The sequence below is a fragment of the Pseudomonas sp. XP1 genome (assembly GCF_053557675.1).
Genome location: NZ_JBNRIJ010000006.1, coordinates 90,813 through 110,461, shown reverse-complemented (window position 1 = coordinate 110,461; position 19,649 = coordinate 90,813). Strand labels below are relative to the sequence as shown.

General features: G+C 58.6%; 22 protein-coding genes, 1 tRNA gene and 1 pseudogene. 16 read left to right on the top strand and 8 right to left on the bottom strand.

What is annotated here, in order from left to right; all coding sequences use genetic code 11:
* The first annotated feature begins 32 nt into the window (after positions 1–32).
* From sohB to ACK1U9_RS08080, 3 genes are all read left to right on the top strand, one after another.
* Complete coding sequence (sohB, locus tag ACK1U9_RS08090; RefSeq protein WP_023662815.1) at positions 33–1,052, top strand: protease SohB; 1,020 nt, start codon at positions 33–35, stop codon at positions 1,050–1,052.
* Between the two features lie 154 nt (positions 1,053–1,206).
* Positions 1,207–1,280 (top strand) — tRNA-Cys (locus tag ACK1U9_RS08085).
* A gap of 824 nt (positions 1,281–2,104) precedes the next feature.
* On the top strand, positions 2,105–2,956 hold the full coding sequence (locus ACK1U9_RS08080) for a LysR family transcriptional regulator (protein WP_046614898.1): 852 nt from the start codon (positions 2,105–2,107) through the stop codon (positions 2,954–2,956).
* A 14-nt stretch (positions 2,957–2,970) separates the two neighbouring features.
* Here the strand turns inward: ACK1U9_RS08080 and ACK1U9_RS08075 are convergent, their stop codons facing one another.
* Both ACK1U9_RS08075 and ACK1U9_RS08070 read right to left on the bottom strand, forming a co-directional pair.
* On the bottom strand, positions 2,971–4,425 hold the full coding sequence (locus ACK1U9_RS08075) for an MFS transporter (protein ID WP_108481315.1): 1,455 nt from the start codon (positions 4,423–4,425) through the stop codon (positions 2,971–2,973).
* A gap of 174 nt (positions 4,426–4,599) precedes the next feature.
* Positions 4,600–5,565: a DMT family transporter gene (locus tag ACK1U9_RS08070; RefSeq protein ID WP_108481314.1), complete on the bottom strand. Its 966-nt coding sequence runs from the start codon at positions 5,563–5,565 to the stop codon at positions 4,600–4,602.
* A 71-nt stretch (positions 5,566–5,636) separates the two neighbouring features.
* Here ACK1U9_RS08070 and ACK1U9_RS08065 point away from each other — a divergent pair.
* From ACK1U9_RS08065 to ACK1U9_RS08050, 4 genes and pseudogenes are all read left to right on the top strand, one after another.
* A pseudogene (locus tag ACK1U9_RS08065) lies at positions 5,637–5,789 on the top strand (helix-turn-helix domain-containing protein); the annotation flags it as partial.
* Between the two features lie 186 nt (positions 5,790–5,975).
* Positions 5,976–6,278, top strand: coding sequence for an ArsR/SmtB family transcription factor (locus ACK1U9_RS08060; protein WP_003256877.1), 303 nt, complete (start codon positions 5,976–5,978; stop codon positions 6,276–6,278).
* 63 nt (positions 6,279–6,341) lie between these two features.
* On the top strand, positions 6,342–7,313 hold the full coding sequence (locus ACK1U9_RS08055) for a zinc-dependent alcohol dehydrogenase family protein (RefSeq protein WP_108481313.1): 972 nt from the start codon (positions 6,342–6,344) through the stop codon (positions 7,311–7,313).
* Positions 7,310–7,615 carry an antibiotic biosynthesis monooxygenase family protein gene (locus ACK1U9_RS08050; protein ID WP_046614901.1) on the top strand — a complete coding sequence of 102 codons (306 nt, stop codon included), beginning with the start codon at positions 7,310–7,312 and terminating at the stop codon, positions 7,613–7,615. The genes ACK1U9_RS08055 and ACK1U9_RS08050 overlap by 4 nt, the downstream gene beginning before the upstream one ends.
* 34 nt (positions 7,616–7,649) lie before the next feature.
* On the opposite strand, the gene ACK1U9_RS08045 is transcribed toward ACK1U9_RS08050, so the two are convergent.
* Positions 7,650–8,141 (bottom strand): hypothetical protein, encoded by a 492-nt coding sequence (locus ACK1U9_RS08045; protein WP_052970517.1) that lies wholly within the window; start codon positions 8,139–8,141, stop codon positions 7,650–7,652.
* A gap of 116 nt (positions 8,142–8,257) precedes the next feature.
* Here ACK1U9_RS08045 and ACK1U9_RS08040 point away from each other — a divergent pair, with 116 nt between their 5' ends.
* The 4 genes from ACK1U9_RS08040 (at position 8,258) to ACK1U9_RS08025 (ending at position 11,263) form a co-directional block, all read left to right on the top strand.
* Positions 8,258–9,163, top strand: a complete 906-nt coding sequence (locus ACK1U9_RS08040) for a LysR family transcriptional regulator (RefSeq protein WP_108481312.1) — start codon at positions 8,258–8,260, stop codon at positions 9,161–9,163.
* A gap of 152 nt (positions 9,164–9,315) precedes the next feature.
* The gene (locus ACK1U9_RS08035; RefSeq protein WP_449109814.1) at positions 9,316–9,732 is read left to right on the top strand and encodes a nuclear transport factor 2 family protein; all 417 of its coding nucleotides are present in this window, start codon (positions 9,316–9,318) and stop codon (positions 9,730–9,732) included.
* Positions 9,733–9,864: 132 nt separating this feature from the next.
* A complete protein-coding gene (locus tag ACK1U9_RS08030; RefSeq protein ID WP_027609281.1) occupies positions 9,865–10,626 on the top strand; it encodes an SDR family NAD(P)-dependent oxidoreductase in 762 nt (253 codons plus the stop codon).
* Positions 10,627–10,705: 79 nt separating this feature from the next.
* A complete protein-coding gene (locus tag ACK1U9_RS08025; RefSeq protein WP_108481311.1) occupies positions 10,706–11,263 on the top strand; it encodes a flavin reductase family protein in 558 nt (185 codons plus the stop codon).
* 17 nt (positions 11,264–11,280) lie between these two features.
* On the opposite strand, the gene ACK1U9_RS08020 is transcribed toward ACK1U9_RS08025, so the two are convergent.
* The 3 genes from ACK1U9_RS08020 to ACK1U9_RS08010 all read right to left on the bottom strand — a co-directional run bounded on the left by ACK1U9_RS08020 (position 11,281) and on the right by ACK1U9_RS08010 (position 13,408).
* Positions 11,281–12,180, bottom strand: coding sequence for an AraC family transcriptional regulator (locus ACK1U9_RS08020; RefSeq protein ID WP_108481310.1), 900 nt, complete (start codon positions 12,178–12,180; stop codon positions 11,281–11,283).
* 208 nt (positions 12,181–12,388) lie between these two features.
* Positions 12,389–12,643, bottom strand: coding sequence for an Atu4866 domain-containing protein (locus ACK1U9_RS08015; protein ID WP_108481309.1), 255 nt, complete (start codon positions 12,641–12,643; stop codon positions 12,389–12,391).
* Positions 12,644–12,670: 27 nt separating this feature from the next.
* Positions 12,671–13,408 (bottom strand): SDR family oxidoreductase, encoded by a 738-nt coding sequence (locus ACK1U9_RS08010; RefSeq protein ID WP_046614907.1) that lies wholly within the window; start codon positions 13,406–13,408, stop codon positions 12,671–12,673.
* A 295-nt stretch (positions 13,409–13,703) separates the two neighbouring features.
* On the opposite strand from ACK1U9_RS08010, the gene ACK1U9_RS08005 reads away from it, so the two are divergent.
* From ACK1U9_RS08005 to ACK1U9_RS07985, 5 genes are all read left to right on the top strand, one after another.
* Complete coding sequence (locus ACK1U9_RS08005) at positions 13,704–14,135, top strand: DoxX family protein (RefSeq protein ID WP_012314978.1); 432 nt, start codon at positions 13,704–13,706, stop codon at positions 14,133–14,135.
* 58 nt (positions 14,136–14,193) lie between these two features.
* On the top strand, positions 14,194–15,117 hold the full coding sequence (locus tag ACK1U9_RS08000) for an NADP-dependent oxidoreductase (protein WP_108480378.1): 924 nt from the start codon (positions 14,194–14,196) through the stop codon (positions 15,115–15,117).
* Between the two features lie 248 nt (positions 15,118–15,365).
* On the top strand, positions 15,366–15,806 hold the full coding sequence (locus ACK1U9_RS07995) for a hypothetical protein (protein ID WP_108480377.1): 441 nt from the start codon (positions 15,366–15,368) through the stop codon (positions 15,804–15,806).
* Positions 15,807–15,935: 129 nt separating this feature from the next.
* Positions 15,936–16,850 (top strand): AraC family transcriptional regulator, encoded by a 915-nt coding sequence (locus ACK1U9_RS07990; protein ID WP_046614910.1) that lies wholly within the window; start codon positions 15,936–15,938, stop codon positions 16,848–16,850.
* A 589-nt stretch (positions 16,851–17,439) separates the two neighbouring features.
* Positions 17,440–17,625 carry a hypothetical protein gene (locus ACK1U9_RS07985; protein ID WP_046614911.1) on the top strand — a complete coding sequence of 62 codons (186 nt, stop codon included), beginning with the start codon at positions 17,440–17,442 and terminating at the stop codon, positions 17,623–17,625.
* Between the two features lie 234 nt (positions 17,626–17,859).
* Here ACK1U9_RS07985 and ACK1U9_RS07980 read toward each other — a convergent pair whose 3' ends face one another.
* Both ACK1U9_RS07980 and ACK1U9_RS07975 read right to left on the bottom strand, forming a co-directional pair.
* On the bottom strand, positions 17,860–18,564 hold the full coding sequence (locus tag ACK1U9_RS07980; RefSeq protein WP_085599320.1) for an SDR family oxidoreductase: 705 nt from the start codon (positions 18,562–18,564) through the stop codon (positions 17,860–17,862).
* A 98-nt stretch (positions 18,565–18,662) separates the two neighbouring features.
* Positions 18,663–19,556 (bottom strand): LysR substrate-binding domain-containing protein, encoded by an 894-nt coding sequence (locus ACK1U9_RS07975; protein ID WP_153670727.1) that lies wholly within the window; start codon positions 19,554–19,556, stop codon positions 18,663–18,665.
* Positions 19,557–19,649: the final 93 nt, after the last annotated feature.

The following is a 19,649-nucleotide window of genomic DNA, read 5'->3' as shown; positions in this document are numbered from 1 at the left end:
GCCGTAGTGGCGCATGTCTTTAAGGAGTCAATGTGGAGTTTCTTGCTGAATACGCAAGCTTTCTCGCCAAAACCGCCACCCTGGTCATCGCCATCCTGATAGTGCTGTCGGCTATCGCCGGGCTGCGCGGCAAGGGGCGGCGCAAATCGGGTGGGCAATTGCAGGTCACTCGCCTGAACGAGTTCTACAAGGACCTGCGCGAGCGCCTGGAATCCGGCCTGCTCGACAAGGCCCAGCTCAAGGCCTTGCGCAAGCAGCAGGCCAAGGCGGAAAAGCGGCAGAAGAAGGGCAAGGCCGAGGAAAAGGGCCGGGTCTTCGTGCTGGACTTCGATGGCGACATCAAAGCTTCTGCCACCGAAAGCCTGCGCAACGAAATCACCGCGCTGCTGACCCTCGCCACCCCGCGTGACGAAGTTGTGCTGCGCCTGGAAAGCGGTGGCGGCCTGGTGCACAGCTACGGCCTGGCCGCATCGCAGCTGGCGCGCATTCGTCAGGCCGGCATCCCGTTGACCGTGTGCATCGACAAGGTGGCCGCCAGCGGCGGCTACATGATGGCCTGCATCGGCGAGAAGATCGTCAGCGCACCGTTCGCAGTACTGGGTTCCATCGGCGTGGTGGCGCAACTGCCCAACGTGAACCGCCTGCTGAAGAAGCACGACATCGATTTCGAAGTGCTGACCGCCGGGGAATACAAGCGCACCCTGACGGTGTTCGGCGAGAACACCGAGAAGGGCCGGGAGAAGTTCCAGGAAGACCTGGACATCACCCACCAGCTGTTCAAGGACTTCGTTGCCCGCTATCGCCCGCAGCTGCATATCGACGAAGTGGCCACCGGCGAAGTCTGGCTGGGCGTTGCGGCACTCAACCGCAAGCTGGTGGACGAGCTGCAGACCAGCGACGAGTACCTCAGCGAACGCGCGCGCAACGCCAACCTGTTCCATTTGCACTACGCCGAACGCAAGAGCCTGCAGGAGCGAATCGGCATGGCTGCCAGTGGCACCGTGGAGAACACAGTGGTGGGCTTGTGGAGTAAACTCGGCCGCCTGCGCTAACACCTTGAACCCGTTGAAATTTTTTTTCGTTCAGGGGGTTGCAAGGTTAAAGGAATGAAGACATAATGGCGCCCATCGAAACGCAGCAAACTTTGAAAAAGGTTCAGCGTTTCAAGGAGATAGCGAAGCGCAAGCTGCTAGATCCGACCTTTGAGGCCGAGTAGCAAAGTGGTTATGCTCCGGATTGCAAATCCGTCTACGCCGGTTCGATTCCGACCTCGGCCTCCACCATTCGAAAGCCCCGCAGATTAACGTCTGCGGGGTTTTTCTTTGTGGGTTAAAAAATCCAAGTGTTTCGAAATAAAAGGCATGGAGTTCCGAAACTTAAACCTTTCGAGCGCTTGGCGATAGCGCCGACGCGGCGGTAAAGGCGCTCGGTGATTCCCTCTTTCGAGTGTCCCAGCAGCACGCTCGCATCGCTCAGATCGTGAGTTTCAGAGGAGCGTTAGTTGCCGGTCGTGAATGGCCGATTTCGACACAGAGCGAACATCTGTAACCGGGGCCGCTTCGCGGCCATCGCCGGCAAGCGCGGCTCCCACAGGTACAGCGCATGCCTGAAGGCTGGTGATGTTCCTGTGGGAGCTGGCTTGCCGGCGATGAGGCCTGCACTGACAACAGATCTCTGGATCAGTGTTCGCTCCGGGTCGAAAGCTGCCTTACGTGACAGGCCGCTATCGACCCAAAGCGGCCATTGCGCAAGTACTGCTATTGCTTATTTTTCGAGGCCGGCGCAAACCCTGTGGGAGCGGGTTTACCCGCGAAGCAGGCAACGCGGAGGATGGCACGGGCTTCGCCCGTGTTCGCGGGTAAACCCGCTCCCACAAAGATCACCTCAGATACGAATGTCCGCTATGGGTCGATAGCGGCCTGTCGCGTACGGCAGCTTTCGACCTAAAGCGGATAACTGTCCAATCCTCTGTGGTCAGTACCGGCCTCATCGCCGGCAACCGCGGCTGCCACCGGTACCGCACAGGAATGGCAGCCGCTCAGGGGATTGCAGCCACGCCGTCATTGTTGCACCCTCATCACTCATTCTGGCACGGGAGGGCAGCATGGACTGGAGTGACATGCGGATCTTCCTGGCGATTGCTCGCAGTGGCTCGTTGGGAGGGGCCGCCAGGGCGCTGGAGGTCAGTCACCCGACGGTCGGGCGACGCTTGCAGGTGCTCGAACAGGCCAGTGGGCAAGCGTTTTTCCTGCGCACTGCCCAAGGGCTGGTGCTCACCGACAATGGCGAGCGGATTCTCGACCTGGCCCTCGCCATGGAGCACAGTGCCCTGGCCATCGAACGTCGCCTGGCGGGGCATGGCGATCAGCCGGAGGGGCTGTTGCGCATCTCCTCGGCCGACTGGTTCGCCTGCCATGTGCTGTCGCCGGTGCTGGCCGAACTGGCACGGCGGTATCCGTTGATCGTGCCCGAAGTCATCGCCGGGCATCGGCTGTTCGACCTTGCCCGCCGCGATGCCGACATCGCTTTTCGCATCGTGCCCTTCACCGAACCCGACATCGTCCAGCGCAAGCTGACGACCTTGCCGTACGGGCTCTACACCGCGTTGCATGCTCCGGCGCCACAACCGGGCGGCGAGGGGCTGGGGTTGATCCTGATGAACGTTGCCCAGGCCCATTACCCGGATGTGCACTGGCTACAGCAGCGCTACCCGCTGGCCCGCACCGTGTTCACGAGCAGCAGCCGGACGGTCCAGGCGCAGATGTGCGCGCAAGGGCTTGGGGTCGCCGTGTTGCCACGCGTGCTCGGCGACGCGGTGCCGGGCCTGCGGCTGCTGGATGAGCACCAACCACCCCCGGGGCGGGACATCTGGATGGGCTATCACCGCGACATGCGCCAGCTGGACCGACTGCGCGCCCTGGCCGACCTTGCCTCCAGCATGATTGGCACGGGGTAGCAGGTTGCCGACGCTCAGCTCGGGCGCATCGCCGCTGCCTCCGCCAGTGGTGCCGGCTGCCGCGCCAACGTCAGGCTCAGCGCAACTCCCACGGCCAGGCAGGCGGCCATGCACAGCACGGCGATCATGAAGGCGTGGGTGATGCGGGCGGCCGTTGCCTGCTCACCAAGCAGGCTGTAGAAAACGCCGCCGATGAGGGCTACGCTCAGCGAGGTGCTGATCTGCAAGGTCGCGCTGGTGATGCCTGCGATCATTCCGGCATATGCCGGTGCGACCCGGCCCGTGACCAGGCGCATCAAGGTCGGCAAGGCCAGCCCTTGTCCCAGCCCGATCAGGAACAGAGTGGCCGTCACGGACGTGAAGGGCGGGGCAAGGCCAGGCGCAGTCACCGACATCAGCCAACCCAGCCATAGCAACCCGATCACCTCCAGCCCCATGCCTACGGGGTTCAGGTAACCGCCGAGGACGCGCCTGAGCAGGGGAACCGAGAGCGGGCCGATCAGGAAGCCGGCGCCGAACGGCAGGAAGACCAGGCCGGCATGCAGTGCGGTCATATGCCGTGCGCCTTGCAGGTAGATCGAAAACAGCAGGAAGAACACGCCAATGGCGTAGAAGCACAGCGCTACCAATAACGCCCGGCCCAGCCCGTGGGCTTGCAGCGCGGCCGGGGCCAGCAAAGGGGTTCCGCCGGTGCGGTGCAGGCGCGCCTCGTAGCGCCAGAACAACGCCCCCAGTACAGGCGCTGCAGCGAGCGACAGCACCGCCCACCAAGGCCATCCCGCTTCGCGGCCCTCGATCAACGGCACGACCAGGGCGCCGAGGGCCAGCATCGACAACGCCGTGCCCACCAGGTCCAGCTTGCTCGCCTGCAGCGCACGGGTGTCCTTGAGCACGGGGATACCGAATGCAATCACCAGCAATGCAATCGGCAGGTTGACCAGGAATATCGCGCGCCAGCCCATGCCGAACAGGTCGAGCGCAATCAGCACGCCGCCCAGCGCTTGGCCGAGCACAGACGCCAGGCCAAACACGGCCCCGTACAGGCTCAGGGCCAATGACCTTTCCGCTGCCGGGAAAATCGCCTGCACCGAGGCGAGTGCCTGCGGCGCCATCACGGCGGCGCTTACGCCCTGCAAGGCGCGCCCGAGCACCAGTACCCATGGTGCAGCCGCCACGCCGCACAGCAGCGAAGCAGCGGCAAAACCCAGCAGGCCCATGAAGAACATCCGCCCGCGACCGTACAGGTCGCCGAGTCGTCCGCCGGTGATCAGCGTCACGGCATAGAGCGTCGCGTAGGATGCGATCACCAGCTGCTCGGCAGAGGCACCTGTGCCCAGGTCGGCCTGTATCGAGGGCAGCGCGACGTTGACGATGAAGAAATCCAGCGGAGGCAGAAACGCACCGACCAGCAAGATGGCGAACATCAACCAGCGCCGGGGTTCGCTGGCTTCGTTTTCGATTCGAGACATGACAGGCATCCTGTGTGGCAACTCAGGTTCGATACGCGTGCAGGCCAGGTTTCCTGGAGGGTTGTCGCCCCGCTCGTGCCTGGCCGATGGGCCACACTCTAGGGAATCACATCCCGGCGCGCGCCTTACGAAACTGCACGGGCAACGTTCATTGCTGTCAGTCTCGCTGGCACCTCAGCGTGGGGTAGGGTGGTTGGGCTTGCGGTCATCGCGGCCGGCTTGCCGGGCCTCGGCGCGTACCACCAGCCAGATACCGACCGCCGACAGCGCCATTCCCGCTGCCATCTGCCAGGACAACGGCTCATCGAACATCGCCCAGGCCCAGAGCAGGGTGATCGGTGGGCTGAGGTACTGCACGCTGGCGACGCGGGTGGCTGAGGACCTGCGCAGGCAGGCCCAGTACAGCCCATAGCCGCCAAGCGTCGACAGGGCCACGGTCCACGACACGCTCAGTGCAAAGCCTGCGCTGGCAACCGGTGCCAGGCTGCGTTGGCTGCCTTCGATGGCCGCGAAGGCGAAACTGGAGACGAAACACTGCAGCCAGAGGTTGGGCAACAGGCTCATCGGCTGCACCTTGCTGCGTTTTTGCCACAACGTGGCGACCGCCAGCGAGCACATGCCGGCCACGGGCAGGCCATAGGCCCACATCGGTGCTGTGCCCAGCATCAGCGCATCGTGGGTCACCCACAGCACCCCCAGCAGCCCGACGATCAGGCCGACCCACACCTGCAGCGGCAGGCGCTCGCCCAGCACCAGCGCTGCGAGCAGCGCCATGCCCAGCGGCAACAGGTCGGCGCATAACGCGGCAAGGCCGGCGGGCACTCCCAGGGCAATGCCCTGCGTCACGCCGGTCAGGTAGCCCGCCATGGCCAGCAGGCCGATACCCGCGTGGCTCAGCAAAACGGCAAATGGCGTATGGCACAGGGCCCGGCAGACGAACGGGAACAACAGCAGGCTCACCACGAGGCAGCGCCAGAACACCACCAGCAGGACGGGGGCATGATCGATGGAAAAGCGTGCGCCGATAAACCCGGAACTCCAAGTCAGCAGCAACCCGGCTTCAAGCAAGGGCAGCGGCAAGGCCTGCCGCCAGGAGCGACGGGGCGGCGTGGCGGGCGGGATTGGCAGGTGCTGGTTCATACCCCGACACTACGAAATCGGCGTAATCTGATAAATCAAAAATAGGTGCAGCAGTTCTTCACGGATATTGAATCAGGGCGACCACGCTCGATATCGACCTCCTGCGTACCTTCCATGCCGTGGTGCGCATCGGCAAATTCAGCGCTGCGGCCGAGCAACTGCATAAAAGCCCGGCGGCAGTCAGCGTTCAAATTCAACGCCTGGAGGCCGTCGCAGATCCTCGAGGGGCTGCCGGCCATTCCCGACCACGACATCCTGTTCGTGCGCAGCCCGGCATCGGGCGGGGACGGCGCCGTGACTTTGCTGGCGCGGGCGATGCGGCAATCGTTTCGGTTGTAAGCAAGGGGCGGACGCTTCGATGCGCCGCCAGCGGGTATTGACTTATCGAAGAATCTCGATATCCTCGCGTCATGGAATTGCTAGAAGTCTTCAAAGCCCTGTCGAACCCGATACGCCTTCAGATACTGAAGGGGTTGAAGGATCCCGCAAAGAACTTCCCTCCCCAAGACGAAGGGGACGTTCTGACGGTGGGCGTGTGCGTCAGCAGTATCCAGGAAGGCATAGGGCTTTCGCAGTCTACGGTGTCGAGTTACCTCGCAACGCTGCAACGGGTGGGTTTGGTTGAGGTCCGGCGCATAGGCCAGTGGACATATTACAAACGCAATGAAGCCGCCATCAGCGCGCTTGCCGAGATCATCGGGAAAGACCTGTAACTTTTTTTGCTGCATAATATCGAAATATCTCGATATCCCTTATTCCAGATATGGAGGTTTACCGTGAAGGCGATGTTGCTCAAATCCTACGGCGGGGCAGATGCCTTCGAGCTCTGCGAGGTGCCGAAGCCTGTACCGCTGGCGGGACAGGTGCTGGTCCGGGTACACGCAACATCCATCAACCCGTTGGATTATCAAGTCCGCCGTGGTGACTACCACGACCTGGTGCAGCTGCCCGCAATTACCGGGCATGATGTGTCGGGGGTTGTAGAAGCCGTTGGTGCGGGCGTGACGGCCTTCGCTCCAGGAGACGAAGTCTGGTACACGCCGCAGATATTCGGCGGGCCGGGGAGTTATGCCGAGTACCACGTGGCAGCCGAAAGCATTATCGCCCGGAAGCCTGCGTCACTGAGCCATCTGCAGGCGGCTAGCCTGAGCCTGGTCGGTGGCACGGTGTGGGAAGCACTGGTCGTGCGTGCGGCGCTTCGAGTGGGGGAAAGCATCCTCATACACGGCGGTGCAGGGGGCGTCGGTCATGTGGCGATCCAGCTGGCCAAAGCCATGGGCGCACGGGTGTTCACCACGGTGCGCGAGACCAACGCTGAATTCGTACGTGGGCTGGGCGCCGACGTGGTCATCGATTACGAAAAAGAAGACTGCGTTGCTGCCGTGATGCGGGAGACTAACGGACAAGGTGTCGATGTGGTGTTCGACAGCATCGGAGGCAACACCTTGGCAGGTAGCCCTGATGTGCTTGCACAACTGGGCCGCGTCGTGTCGATCGTGGATACGGCACAACCACAGAACCTCATCCAGGCCTGGGGCAAGAACGCCAGTTACCACTTCGTGTTCACCCGCCAGAACCGCGGCAAGCTCGATGAGTTGAGTGCGTTGGTGGCGCGTGGGCAACTGCGGCCGCATATCGGCGCCGTCTACTCCCTTCGCGACATAGCGCTGGCCCATGCCCGTCTGGAGAGCCCCAATAACGGTATCCAGGGAAAGATCGCCATCGCCGTTGTCGAGGAATTGCCATGATCTATGAAATCGCTCTGCTTCCCGTTCATTCGCAACACATCGAAGCGTTCAGGGAGGCATTTGCCGAGGTCGCGCCTTTGCTCACTCGCGCCAAGGGCTACGGCGGGCACATGCTGGCGCAGGGGGTAGAGACGCCACACGTATTCAACCTGATCGTGCATTGGGCGTCACTTGCAGACCACACGCCTGGTTTCGAAGCCAGTGAAGACCATCGCCTGTTCATGCTGGGGCTGGCGCCGTACTTGTCGGAAGAACCGCAGGTTTATCATGTCGACGGTGCCGGCTTTCCCACGGGTGTTTGATCGACTTACAGAGGGGGCGAGCAAGGCCGTCGGGTCAGGACGCACTTGGTTTTTTCTCGAATGCGGCCTCCAGTACTTGCTCGATCTCGGCCAGCTTGTGTTCGGTGCCTGCCACCACGACCGCAGTCTGATTGGCGCAATTCACCAATAGCTCCAGTGTCGCCGGATGGTGATCGCCCGGAAATTTCCGGAGCACGAAATGAACCGTCGCATGACTGCGCCAGGTGGCCTGATCCATGGACCAACGAGGGTCGGCGAATGCAAAAATGACCGCCTGGGTTTGCCTATCAAGGAGCGAGGGCACATATACCCATTGGCTGTTGCGCGCTTCCCAGGCGGCGACCTTGACCGCGAATCTGCCGCCTGGGGCGAGGATTGTTTCCATTTCTTCCATTTGCCACAGCTCCTGGGGCAGGTTGTTCAGCGTCTGGAGGTAGGCTGCGGCAATTAGCCGGCAATGGATAGCGAAGCCGTAGAATTGCTGGCCTTTGCGACTGTCCGCTTTCGCCCCATAGCTGTCGCTCATGGCTTCAGTAGAACGACAGGCGCTTCAAACATAATCGGCCGAGGATCGACTCACCTGTCGACATAGTGACGCGCCCCAAATAGCATGCCTCAATCCAATATGCCCGAGCTGGTAAAATGATCTCAGATCCTGGCACACCAACTCTAGACCAGCTGAAAGTTCTCCTGACGGTCGTAGAAGTGGGAAGCTTCGCTGGCGCTGCAAGGAAATTGCATCGTGCAACGTCAGTGGTGAGCTATGCCATTTCCAATCTGGAGATGCAGCTCGGCGTATCACTTTTTGACCGCAAGACGACACGTAAACCACAGCTGACAGAGGCTGGCCGTACAGTGTTGGCCGAAGCACGAACCATCATCAACGGAGTCAACGGACTGCGATCGAAGGTGTCTGGACTGCTGCACGGTCTCGAAGCAGAGGTGCATCTTGCTTTGGATGTAATGCTGCCAGCGGAGCGGGTGGTCGATGCGCTCAGGACTTTTAGACAGGTGTTTCCCACCGTGGCTTTGCATCTACACATGGAAGCGCTCGGTGCGGTCACGCAATTAGTACTTGAGAAAAAAGCCGGCATTGGGATCAGTGGCCCCCTGGACCCGGGAAGGGATGGCCTTGAGCGTGTCGGCGTAGGGAGTGTTGAGTTAGTACCCGTTGCAGCCCCGGCGCACCCACTTGCCCTCGCCAGCCGCAACGAGCCTGGTGCGGCAAGAAATCACATCCAATTGGTTTTGTCAGACCGCTCACCGCTTACCGGGGACAGAGATTTTGCCGTAGTGAGCCCCCGTACATGGCGGCTCGCGGACTTAGGCGCAAAACACATGCTCCTCAAGGAGGGCATTGGCTGGGGCAACATGCCCTTACCTATGGTCCAAGCGGACCTCAATGCGGGACATCTTGTCCATCTCGATCTTCCTGATTGCAAAGGCGGCTCTTACGCGTTTGACGCTATCTACCGGACTGATTCGCCGCCTGGGCCGGCTGGGCTATGGCTCATCAAACGCTTCGGCCAGCAAGCCGAAGCTCTCTAGACTTGTCGAATAAGTCGTATTAACCGTTCGATATTCTTCTGGTTTTTAGCCAGCTAAGCCCCTGTTAGGGTGTTGCTCATAGACCAGACACGCGCACCTTCGGTGCCTGGGCCTCAATAATCGCAAGACTCCGGTGCTACAAAGGTGAACTTATGTGTTCAGCAGCCGAGCTTCTCCACCACCATTTCGAAATGTTTGTTGATGACCATGAAAAGTGGAAATCCCTACTCGTTCCGGACATCGTCTGGGAGCTGCCTTTTGCCCCGAGTCTCGGTCACCCGGAGAAGCTGGTCGGCCGCGAGCAAGTGCTCAATCATGTCGGATGGTTTGTCGGAGCGGTGGAGTCGTTTCAATTCCACAATCTACGTATTCAACAATTCACTGATCCACTAACCGCCGTCGCGCAAGTCAAGGCACAGGGGATCATCACTGAGACGGGTAAACCCTACTCGCAAGAATATGTCGTTTTCGTTAGCGTTCGTGAGGGTAAGCTGACGCATATTCGTGAGTACTTCGATCCTGTCCAGGCGGCTTACGCCTTGGACTCCCCCGTGGTGATGCCAGGCTAGCGGCGCAGCCGAGTGCACGAAAGAAGCAAAACTCCGACAGGCAAAGCAAGGTCGCCAAGGAGTCGCATGTCAAAAAGAGAGAAATTGGCACCGTCGAAAGCGACAACCAATTCCTGACTTGGAGACATCAAAATGACTGACTTCATCCCAACCCCAAACGAAGTGGCAGGCAAAGTGGTGCTGGTAACCGGCGCGGCTAGCGGCATCGGGAAGGCCATCGCCGAGCTCCTTCACAGCCGTGGAGCGAAAGTCATTGCCGAGGATATCGACCCGAAAGTCAACGCCCTTGAGCGTCCCGGCCTGGTTCCTTTCGTCGCCGATATCACCGTTGACGGTTCTGCCGAGCAAGCGGTGGCGTTGGCGGTAGAGAAGTTTGGCAAGCTGGACGTCCTGGTCAATAACGCCGGTCGCATCCTATACAAGCCCCTCGTCGAAATGACCCGTGAAGATTGGGAATGGCAGATGCAAACCAACGTGACGGGGGCGTTTCTTCATTCCCGAGAGGCGATGAAGGAGATGATGAAGAACAAGAGCGGCGCGATCGTGAACATCGCCTCGTACGCGTCCTACTTCGCATTTCCCGGTATCGCGGCCTATACCGCGTCCAAAGGCGCATTAGCACAGTTGACTCGTACCCAGGCACTGGAAGCAATTGAGCATGGCATTCGGGTCAATGCCATTGGCGTGGGAGATGTGGTTACCAACCTTTTGAACCATTTCATGGAAGACGGTCGTGGGTTCCTGCAAGAGCATGGCAAGTCCGCGCCGATCGGTCGAGCTGCAGCACCGGAAGAGATTGCCGAGATTGTCTCTTTCCTGGCTTCCGAGCGCGCCAGCTTCATTGTCGGTTCGGTGGTCATGGCCGATGGCGGCATGAGTGTCCCGGTAGGTTAATCCTTCGCCTCGTCCGCGTTGTGCTGAATTGGCAGCACAACGCGTTTCCTTGCTAGCAGACCTTTTCAGCGGAGGCGTCATGACCGCACTTCGAAAATCCGACTTTCCCCTCATCGACGTTCGCCAGCATCTGGAAACCGGGCCCATCGTGCTCGTGACCTCAGCCTGGAACGGCGAAAGCAACATCATGACCATGGGCTGGCACATGATGATGCAATTCGATCCAGCCCTTTTTGGCTGCTACATCTGGTCGGGGAACCATAGCTATGAACTGATTCGCAACAGCCAGCAATGCGTGATCAACGTACCCACTCTGGAGCTGGCGGACCAGGTGGTCGCGGTGGGAAACAGTACGGGCACTGACGTGGACAAGTTTGGTCAATTCGGACTTACCGCGACAGCGGCGACGCGGGTTGCAGCGCCGCTGATAGCCGAATGTTATGCCAGCTTCGAATGCCAGCTGTACGATTCGAAGCTGATTGGCGATTACGGTTTGTTCATCTGGGAAGTCGTCAAAGCGCACGTAGATCGCTCCGTGGAGCAGCCTAGAACGCTGCACTACAGGGGAGGCGGTCAATTCATGGTGGCTGGAGAAACCTTGGACTTTCGCCAGCAATTCCGTCCCCAGAACCTCTGACTGGCATAGCCCACTCACTATTTACGGTATTGAGTGGGCGTGACGCCAACCTCACGTTTGAACACCTGCGAAAAATGGCTTGGGCTGCTGTATCCGATCTCCAAGCCTATATCGATCACGCTCCGATCCGTTTCGACCAGGAGCTGCCGGGCTCTTGCCATCCTCAGTCTGATAAAGAACTGCGACGGAGAATAACCAGCGGCTTTTTTGAACAGCCGGCTGAAGTGGTACTCGCTCATCCCTGCTATTTCGGCCAAGTGCCCGAGATTGAATTCCTCAGCAAGATTCGCCTCCATCGCCGACAGCACGCGGCGCAGCTTGTAAGCAGGCAATGCGTTGCGGCGCACGATATCGTCCGCTGAGCTGTCTAGGTAGCTGCGGGCAAGGTGAATGGCGATGCACTGGGCCAGACCCTGCAGATAAAGTGGACTGGCCCTGTGCCCCGTCAGCTCCAGGCGAACTTGCTCCAATAGAACGGACAACCCATCGTCACGCCCGCCTGAGACTTCACGTAGTCGAACCGCTTCCACAGACCCGCCCAAGACCTCATGGATGGCTTTCTCCAAAAGCGGGATGCCGAGGTAGATATGCATGACTTCAAATGGTTCTACACCGTCTACGTGCCAGCGCATCTCGTAAGGCTGTGCCGAGGTAGTCAAGAAGAAATCACCTTTGGACACCTGGCTACATTGCCAGTCGCCATCAAGCTCACGCTCCTGAACGGCAGCATTCCCGGAGATGATCCACACGAGCAAGGGCTCAGCTACGGCGGGCACGATAAAGCTCTCTTCGTTACGCTCCCGGTTGAAGATCTGCACCAACATATCCCTATCGGCCAGGACGTCCGAGGCGGCAAGCCGCTCACCCCGAATGTAAGCCTCCAAACCATGGGCTGAAGTCCGCTCTATGACATCCATGGGAATTGTCACCTCAGTCAGTACGCGTGCTCAAACGAGCCACCTCGGGCATTGGTCTCACAGGGTGGACTTGAAGTTCAAGCCTAGGCTTTCAATGGTGAAGGCCCATCGCGGACCCGTTTGGGGATGTAAAGAACCCGCTCTGGATGCGTGTTCTGAAAGGTAAAGGTCGAAAAAAAGCCGGAATGTCTCCATTCCGGCCGGGCCTTCAACGCTCGGGATATAGAATCATCCCTGCGTGATACAGCACGTTGCTACGAAACTCCCCGTCGGCAGTAAATCCGCTGTCATCCACATACTCGATGTGATCACCCTCTAGCCAGTATCGACCTTGGTACGCGCTTTGTTGCCCTGCGCGGGCTTCGTCATAGCGGCCGCCAGGCAGGAGCTCATGGCGAATGCGACCGTCAGCCGTCACCCACATGCCAACGTATTTATCCTGCTCTCCAAGTGGTTCACCCATGGCATTTCCTCGCTGTCGACCAAACATTCAGAATGGACTTGCGGTTGGACGCACGATCAGTTCGCTGACATCGACATCTGCAGGCTGTTCTACGGCGTAGGCGATCGCCCGGGCAATCGCCGAGGCTGGAATCGCGATCTTGCGGAACTCGCGCATCTCGGTTCGCCCGCCCTCATCGGAAATGCTGTCGGCCAGTTCGGACTCGGTGACGCCTGGGGCAATGACGGTGACCCGGATGTCCCCCCCCACCTCCTGGCGCAAACCTTCGGAAATGGCCCGTACGGCATATTTGGTCGCGCAGTACACCGCAGCGGTCGGGCTCACGGCGTAGGCTCCAATCGAGGCAATATTGATGATCTGACCGGCACGCTGTTCTTGCATGAGCGGCAGCGTTGCGGCAATGCCGTGCAGGACGCCGCGAATGTTCACATCGATCATCCGATTCCACTCATCTACCTTGAGCGCTTCGAGTTTCGAAAGCGGCATGACGCCGGCATTGTTGATCAGCACGTCGACGCGTCCGTGCAGTTCGATAGCGAAGTCGATAAAGGACTGCATGTCATCCAGGTTGGTGACATCCAGCGCCAGGACATCAGCGACACCGCCTGCTGAACGAATCTCCCTGGCCAGAGTTTCCAGGCGATCGGTGCGGCGGGCGCCCAGGACCACGCGAGCGCCTTTGCTGGCAAGCAGGCGGGCTGTCGCTTCGCCGATACCACTGCTGGCGCCGGTGATGACGATGACTTTTTGTTCGATGCCGTGCATTTTCGTACTCCTGTTTCTGGCTTAAGGGGCCACCGCCGGCAGGCAGGTGGTGAAGCAAGAGTAAGAAGCCTTGGCTGGGCTGGGTTATCCGATTCCTCCGGTCAACATGCACGATCCTGCGTAAGCGGTCGGCGTTTGAGGCCATGCAATGACAGCGGGCAAAAAGCAAACATGCTTGTCTATTTCATCGAACGTAAACAACGAAATTAGGCGGCTATTCAGCTATGTGAGGCTGTTCCAAACTTACTCATACCAGCGTTCCATTCCGGAATGCTTATATCAAGGAACGTATGCCATGCCTCACGCCGCCACCATTTCAAGCTCAGTCTCTCATCCTTCGGCTGCAACAGCTGGTGCCGCCGCACTAGTAGGACGCGTTTTTCTGAGCGCGATCTTCATCCTCTCAGGCGTATCCAAGGTAAGCGCGCCGGCCATGATGATCGGCTACATCAGTTCAGTTGGTCTGCCGTTTCCTTCCTTAGCGCTGACGCTTGCCATCCTTGTGGAAATAGCCGGCGGTGTCGCTCTGATCGCCGGCTATAAAACCCGTGTTGTCGCAGCAGTTTTGGCGCTTTTCAGTGTCCTCACTGCGGTGATCTTCCACAGTGCTCTGGCCGATCAAAATCAATTCATTCACTTCTTCAAGAACATCGCGATGGCCGGCGGTTTGTTGCAGATCGTGGCCTACGGCGCAGGCCGCTTCAGCTTGGACGCGCGTCGCCAGTAACTGACGCGCGCTGGCAACTATCGACTAGATAAACCATTACCTACAGACGGGGAAGTTCATGAAAGCTATACAAGTGGCAGAGTACGGTCAGGTTGAGCGGCTTGAGCTGATAGAGCTTGAAGAGCTGGTGCCCAACGATGACCAGGTTCTGATTGACGTTGCCGGGAGCGGAATCAATCCGATCGACTGGAAGATTCTCTCGGGGGCCATGAAGCAGTTCATCCCAATGTCCTTCCCCTACACGCCGGGTGTCGAGGTTGCTGGCACCATTGCAGCAGTTGGAAAGAATATTCATGAATACGCTGTGGGTGATGAGGTGTTCGGATTCATTGGAATAGTCGGTGGTTACGCCACTCAGGCTCTTGCAACGCCCGACAGGCTTGCGCACAAACCCGATGGGCTATCACTTGTTCACGCCGGTGGAATTCCTGCCGCAGCGCTTACTGCTTGGCAGGCGCTGCACGAACAAGCCGAAATCCAGCCAGGTCAGACTGTTTTGATTCACGGTGCCGCAGGCGGGGTGGGTAGTTTCGCGGTCCAGTTAGCACGGCTGGCCGGCGCTCATGTAGTGGCAACGGGCTCGACCAGAAACCGAGACTATCTCCGATCACTCGGCGCCCATCAGTTCATTGATTACACCGCACAACAGTTCGAGAACCTCGTCAGCGATGTCGATACCGTCATTGATCTGATCGGCGGAGAAACTCAGGATCGCTCCTGGGCGGTGATCAAACGCGGTGGGGCATTAGTCTCGCCTGTCAGCACGCCCAACGTGCAGAAAGCTCTTGAGTACGGCGTAGTGGGCAAAAACTTCGCAACCCGGTCGGACGGGCGCCAGTTAGCGGAGATAGCGAAATTGTTTGCTGAGAAGAAGCTCCACGTCGAGGTTGAGGTCGTTCCGCTTTCCAACGCGGCTGAGGCTTTGATGCTAAGCCGGGGAGGACATACTCGCGGCAAACTGGTGTTCGATGTGAATCGGTGATTAACCTCGAAGGCCCTGCGCTCGAGTGAATCCGCCAGAAAGCAGCCCTGCGCAGGAATATGCAAAAGCCTCGCAGGAACCAAATAACGGCCTGCTTATCGCCGCCGTAATCTGAGCCCAAGCAGAAAGCGAGCCCGCTTCTGCCGCCGGCCATCAGAGCGACCTAGCCTGCAACAAACAGGAATCCACGTCACGCTTTGCACTGAAAAACCGGCAACGAATCCATCGCAAATTACGGAGTCGCTGTCATGAAAACTGTACATTCAATGATGATTGGAATTGCCTTATCTGCTCTCAGTGCAAGTTCGATGGCACTGCCGGCCAAAGAAATTGGCCGTTGGACCAATCAGACCTGCAAAGAAGTGATGGCTCCCCTTGTGGTGGAGGGTGGAGCGGATCGTCTCAATGACCGCCGTGTGGCTGAGGGTGGTGCTGATCGCCTGAATGACCGGCGTGCGGCTGGGGACGGCGCTGATCGCCTGAATGACCGCCGTGTGGCTGAGGGTGGTGCTGATCGCCTGAATGACCGACGCATGGCCGAGGATGGTTCGGATCGCCTGAATGACCGCCGTCAGGCTGAGGGTGGTGCTGATCGCCTGAATGACCGCCGTGTGGCTGAAGATGGTGCGGAACGTCTTAATGCCCGTAGAGTGGCTAAAGTCGATGTGGATCGTACCACCAATGCCTGACGCATATAGCCCTTCCTATCGAGAGCCCGGCCCACCGGGCTCTTGCATTTGAAGGGAGACCATTAGCATCTACCCAAAAAGCAGCGGGCCAATTTATTCTTTGCAATAGAACCAGCCTAATGGGAGGTAATGGCAGTGGATGATAGGGACGAAGAGCTGACGCGTCTGAGGGCCGAGCTGGCATCAACCATGCTTCGTTATGCTCCCACCTATGGCGTGTTTCAGACGGGAATTGCTCCGCTGCATTTCATACGCAGTGATACTCCAACCGACGTGATCCATACTGTCCATAAGCCGGGGCTATGCATCGTTGTGCAGGGCCGTAAACAGGTGCAGTTGTGGGAAGAAAGCTATGTCTACGACCCTTTGAACTATCTGGTCGTCTCGGTAACCCTGCCTCTAGCGGGTCAAGTGACAGAGGCATCCTCAGAACAGCCCTATTTCTGCATCCGCCTGGATATCGATCCGGCAGAAATCGCTCAGCTGATCGCAGACGTCAGCCCTGTCGGCGTGCCGAGCCAACACCCCCACCGAGGGCTATATCTGGATAAGATCGATAGCTCCTTGCTCGATGCAATGCTGCGATTGGTACGTCTGTTGGATGTGCCATCGGATATCCCAGCGTTGGCGCCGCTAGCACTGAGAGAAATTTTCTACCGACTGCTCAAAGGCCAGCAGGGTCAGCGTTTACATGAGATAGCCATAACCGATAGCCAGACCCATCGCGTCACTAGGGCCATTGAATGGCTGAACAACAATTACGCACAGCCGTTGCACATTGATGAGCTAGCGAGCTATGTCAATCTGAGTAACTCGACGCTTCACCATCGATTCAAGGCTGTCACCGCAATGAGTCCTTTGCAGTATCAAAAACAACTTCGCCTGCAGCATGCACGCAGGTTGATGATCTCAGAGGGTCTGGATGTATCTACAGCCGGATTCAAGGTGGGCTATGAAAGTCTCTCACAGTTCAGCCGTGAATACAGCCGGATGTTTGGAGCCCCACCGAGCCGAGATATCGCGAAGCTTCGCTCTCTCGGGTAAGGTGCTACTGAAGGCTTGGCTAAAACAACCCTGATGGCGGACGCCGAGCATAAGGCGCTGCCGCACCTTTTCGGCCGCTATCGACATGCTCGAAATTGCTGACGCGGCTAGGCTATGGGCGCTTGATGAGTCTGAATCTGAGAGGGGTTTTGATTAGGTTGGCAAAACGCCGGGGAGAGGTTTTGCAGCTCGCCAAAGCGCTGGTGGGTCCGCATCGTTATCGTCTCTTACGAATGGCCAAACAACCAGGCAAAGAAAGCAAGTTCCGGTAAAACTAGCGCGGTCAGCACCTTACGTAAAAATACAGATTTCCTCCTTGGAGTGCCCGAGCGGCCAGCTGACGAGGCTGATGTCCTAATCTCCGACGCTGCCTTCGGTCGATTACCGCGGAACTGGACTGCCGAACTTTCGTTTGTGTTGCCATCGGCGGATCGTTAGGTTCGTGGACTTCTAATCCAAACATGCGGAAATTAGTGTTCATCATGCTGGGATTTTCGAGCACCTTGTCGCAATTCAAACGGATACAGCCAAATCCTTGTATAGTGACCACGTAGCCGTGCTCTGCGGCTTCTCACTTTGAGGTAGCTTTATGCACCAGGCCATATCCCCCGAGACGCAGCGTGCCCATGAGCGTTTGAATGAACAGACCGAGTTGTTCATCAAGCTGGGCGGCCAGATTGAAAGCGTTCCTTCTGGCGTCAGCGGAGTGCTAGCGAGCAAGCCGAAGGTCGTTTGGACCAGTCCTCACACGGCCAAGCCCACCTACAAGCGATAGCGCGTCCAAATGCACTGCTCGGTTGGACCATTGCGAACACCAAGGGCGCAGGTCTTCGCAATGCCCGGAGAGCTATACCAAAGCCTTACTGGCACTTTAAGAGACCGTGACGACAACCCTCCCTTTCGAAGAGGGCAGAAGCAGGGGGCGCCGGCCCCATGCACGCCCGGATCTCGTTGCCCACAGTCCATTCGCCACAGGTGCAGGCCGCAGCAGCGCTGCGACCACGGACTATCAAATGCTGCGTGTTACGCCGCCATCGACCCTGATGTTCTGCCCGGTGATGTAGGCCGCGCCTTCGCTAGCAAGGAACGCAATGGTCGCAGCGATTTCTTCGCTGGTGCCGTAGCGCTTGAGCGGCACGCTGTCGCGGCGTTGCTCGGTGCTCGGCAAGCTGTCGATCCACCCAGGTAGGACGTTGTTGATGCGCACGTTATCGCCGGCGAAATTGTCGGCGAAGATCTTGGTGAATGCGGCAAGGCCCGAGCGGAATACCGCGGAAGTCGGGAACAGCTCGCTGGGTTCGAACGCCCAGGCAGTGGAGATGTTGATGATCACTCCGTTCTTCTGACGCTGCATGTAAGGCGTCACCAGGCGAGTCGGGCGAATGACATTGAGCAGGTAAGTATCCATACCCTTGTGCCAATCCTCGTCGCTGATTTCCAGGATTGGCGCGCGTGGACCATGGCCGGCGCTATTGACCAGCACATCGATACGGCCCCACTTCTCCACGACAGCGTCGACCAGGCGTTGCAGGTCTTCAACCGACTGGTTGCTACCGGTTACACCAATACCGCCGAGTTCGGCAGCCAACGCCTCGCCCTTGCCCGAAGAGGAGAGAATCCCAACCTTGAAGCCGTCGGCGGCCAGGCGTCGTGCTGCCGCTGCGCCCATGCCGCTGCCACCTGCCGTGATAATCGCAACTTTTTCTACTGACATGCTGCCTCCAATCTTTCAATGCTGATTTTTCAGGTGCATTCACCTTAGCAGCAGCCCCATTGGTGAGGGAGACAGCTAAACTTTACTATTGCGATAGATTAACTATCGACAGCTTGCTGCTTGAGCCAGTGTTGGACCACGCTCAATGAGTCCGGCTGTTTCATCTTGCGTGGCCAGACCAGATAAAACGACTTGTCGACCCTGAGTTGTTGGGTAAAAACCTGCATCAGTCGACCTGCGGCAATGTCATCACCGACGAACGCAGGGCTGGCCAAGGCAATGCCCTGGCCACTGATTGCCGCTTCAATGGCCAATGAGGTCTGATTGAAGCGCAGATTTCTGGCTGTGGGTTGCAGGTGATGCGGGAACAGCTCTGCAAGGAACTGAGGCCAGAAATTATGGGCATCGTGCAACATGACGAAGTCCTGCAACTGCGCAAAGCTGGCAGGTATTTCGTTGCCTTCGAACAGCCTTGGGCTGGCCACCGCAACGATACGCTGCTCCATCAGCAGCTCGCTATTCAAACCCGCTCCGAACTCGGGGTTGCCATAGCGGACAGCGATATCCACACCATCGTTGCTGAAGTGCGACAGCCAATCGGTTGCCAGCACACGCAAATCGATGTCTGGATGACTCTGCGCGAAATTGCCGAGCCTGGGAATCAGCCATTTCGAGGCGAAGGTAGGTGTAACGCTGATTGTCAGGTGAGAAGTCTGTGGCCGAAGCAGGCGTGTTGCCTCGTCGATCATGGCCAGCGCACTGCGAATGCTTCCGCTATAGCCCAGGCCCGCATCGGTCAACGCCAAGCCACGGGGCAGGCGTTCAAACAAACGCAGATCCAGGCTCGCCTCCAATCCGCGTATCTGCTGGGCAACTGCTGCCTGGGTCACGCCCAGTTCCTCGGCAGCCACACGGAAGTTCAAGCGGCGAGCCACCACTTCAAAAACACGCAACGCGTTCAGCGAGGGCAAGTCAGGGAAACCGTCTGGCATGGCAATGAAGATTCTATCGAGTTTGGCAATTTTTCTGTTTCTCTGATGCCTTCACACGGTTGATAACCTGATCGGGCTCGAAGGATTCACTGT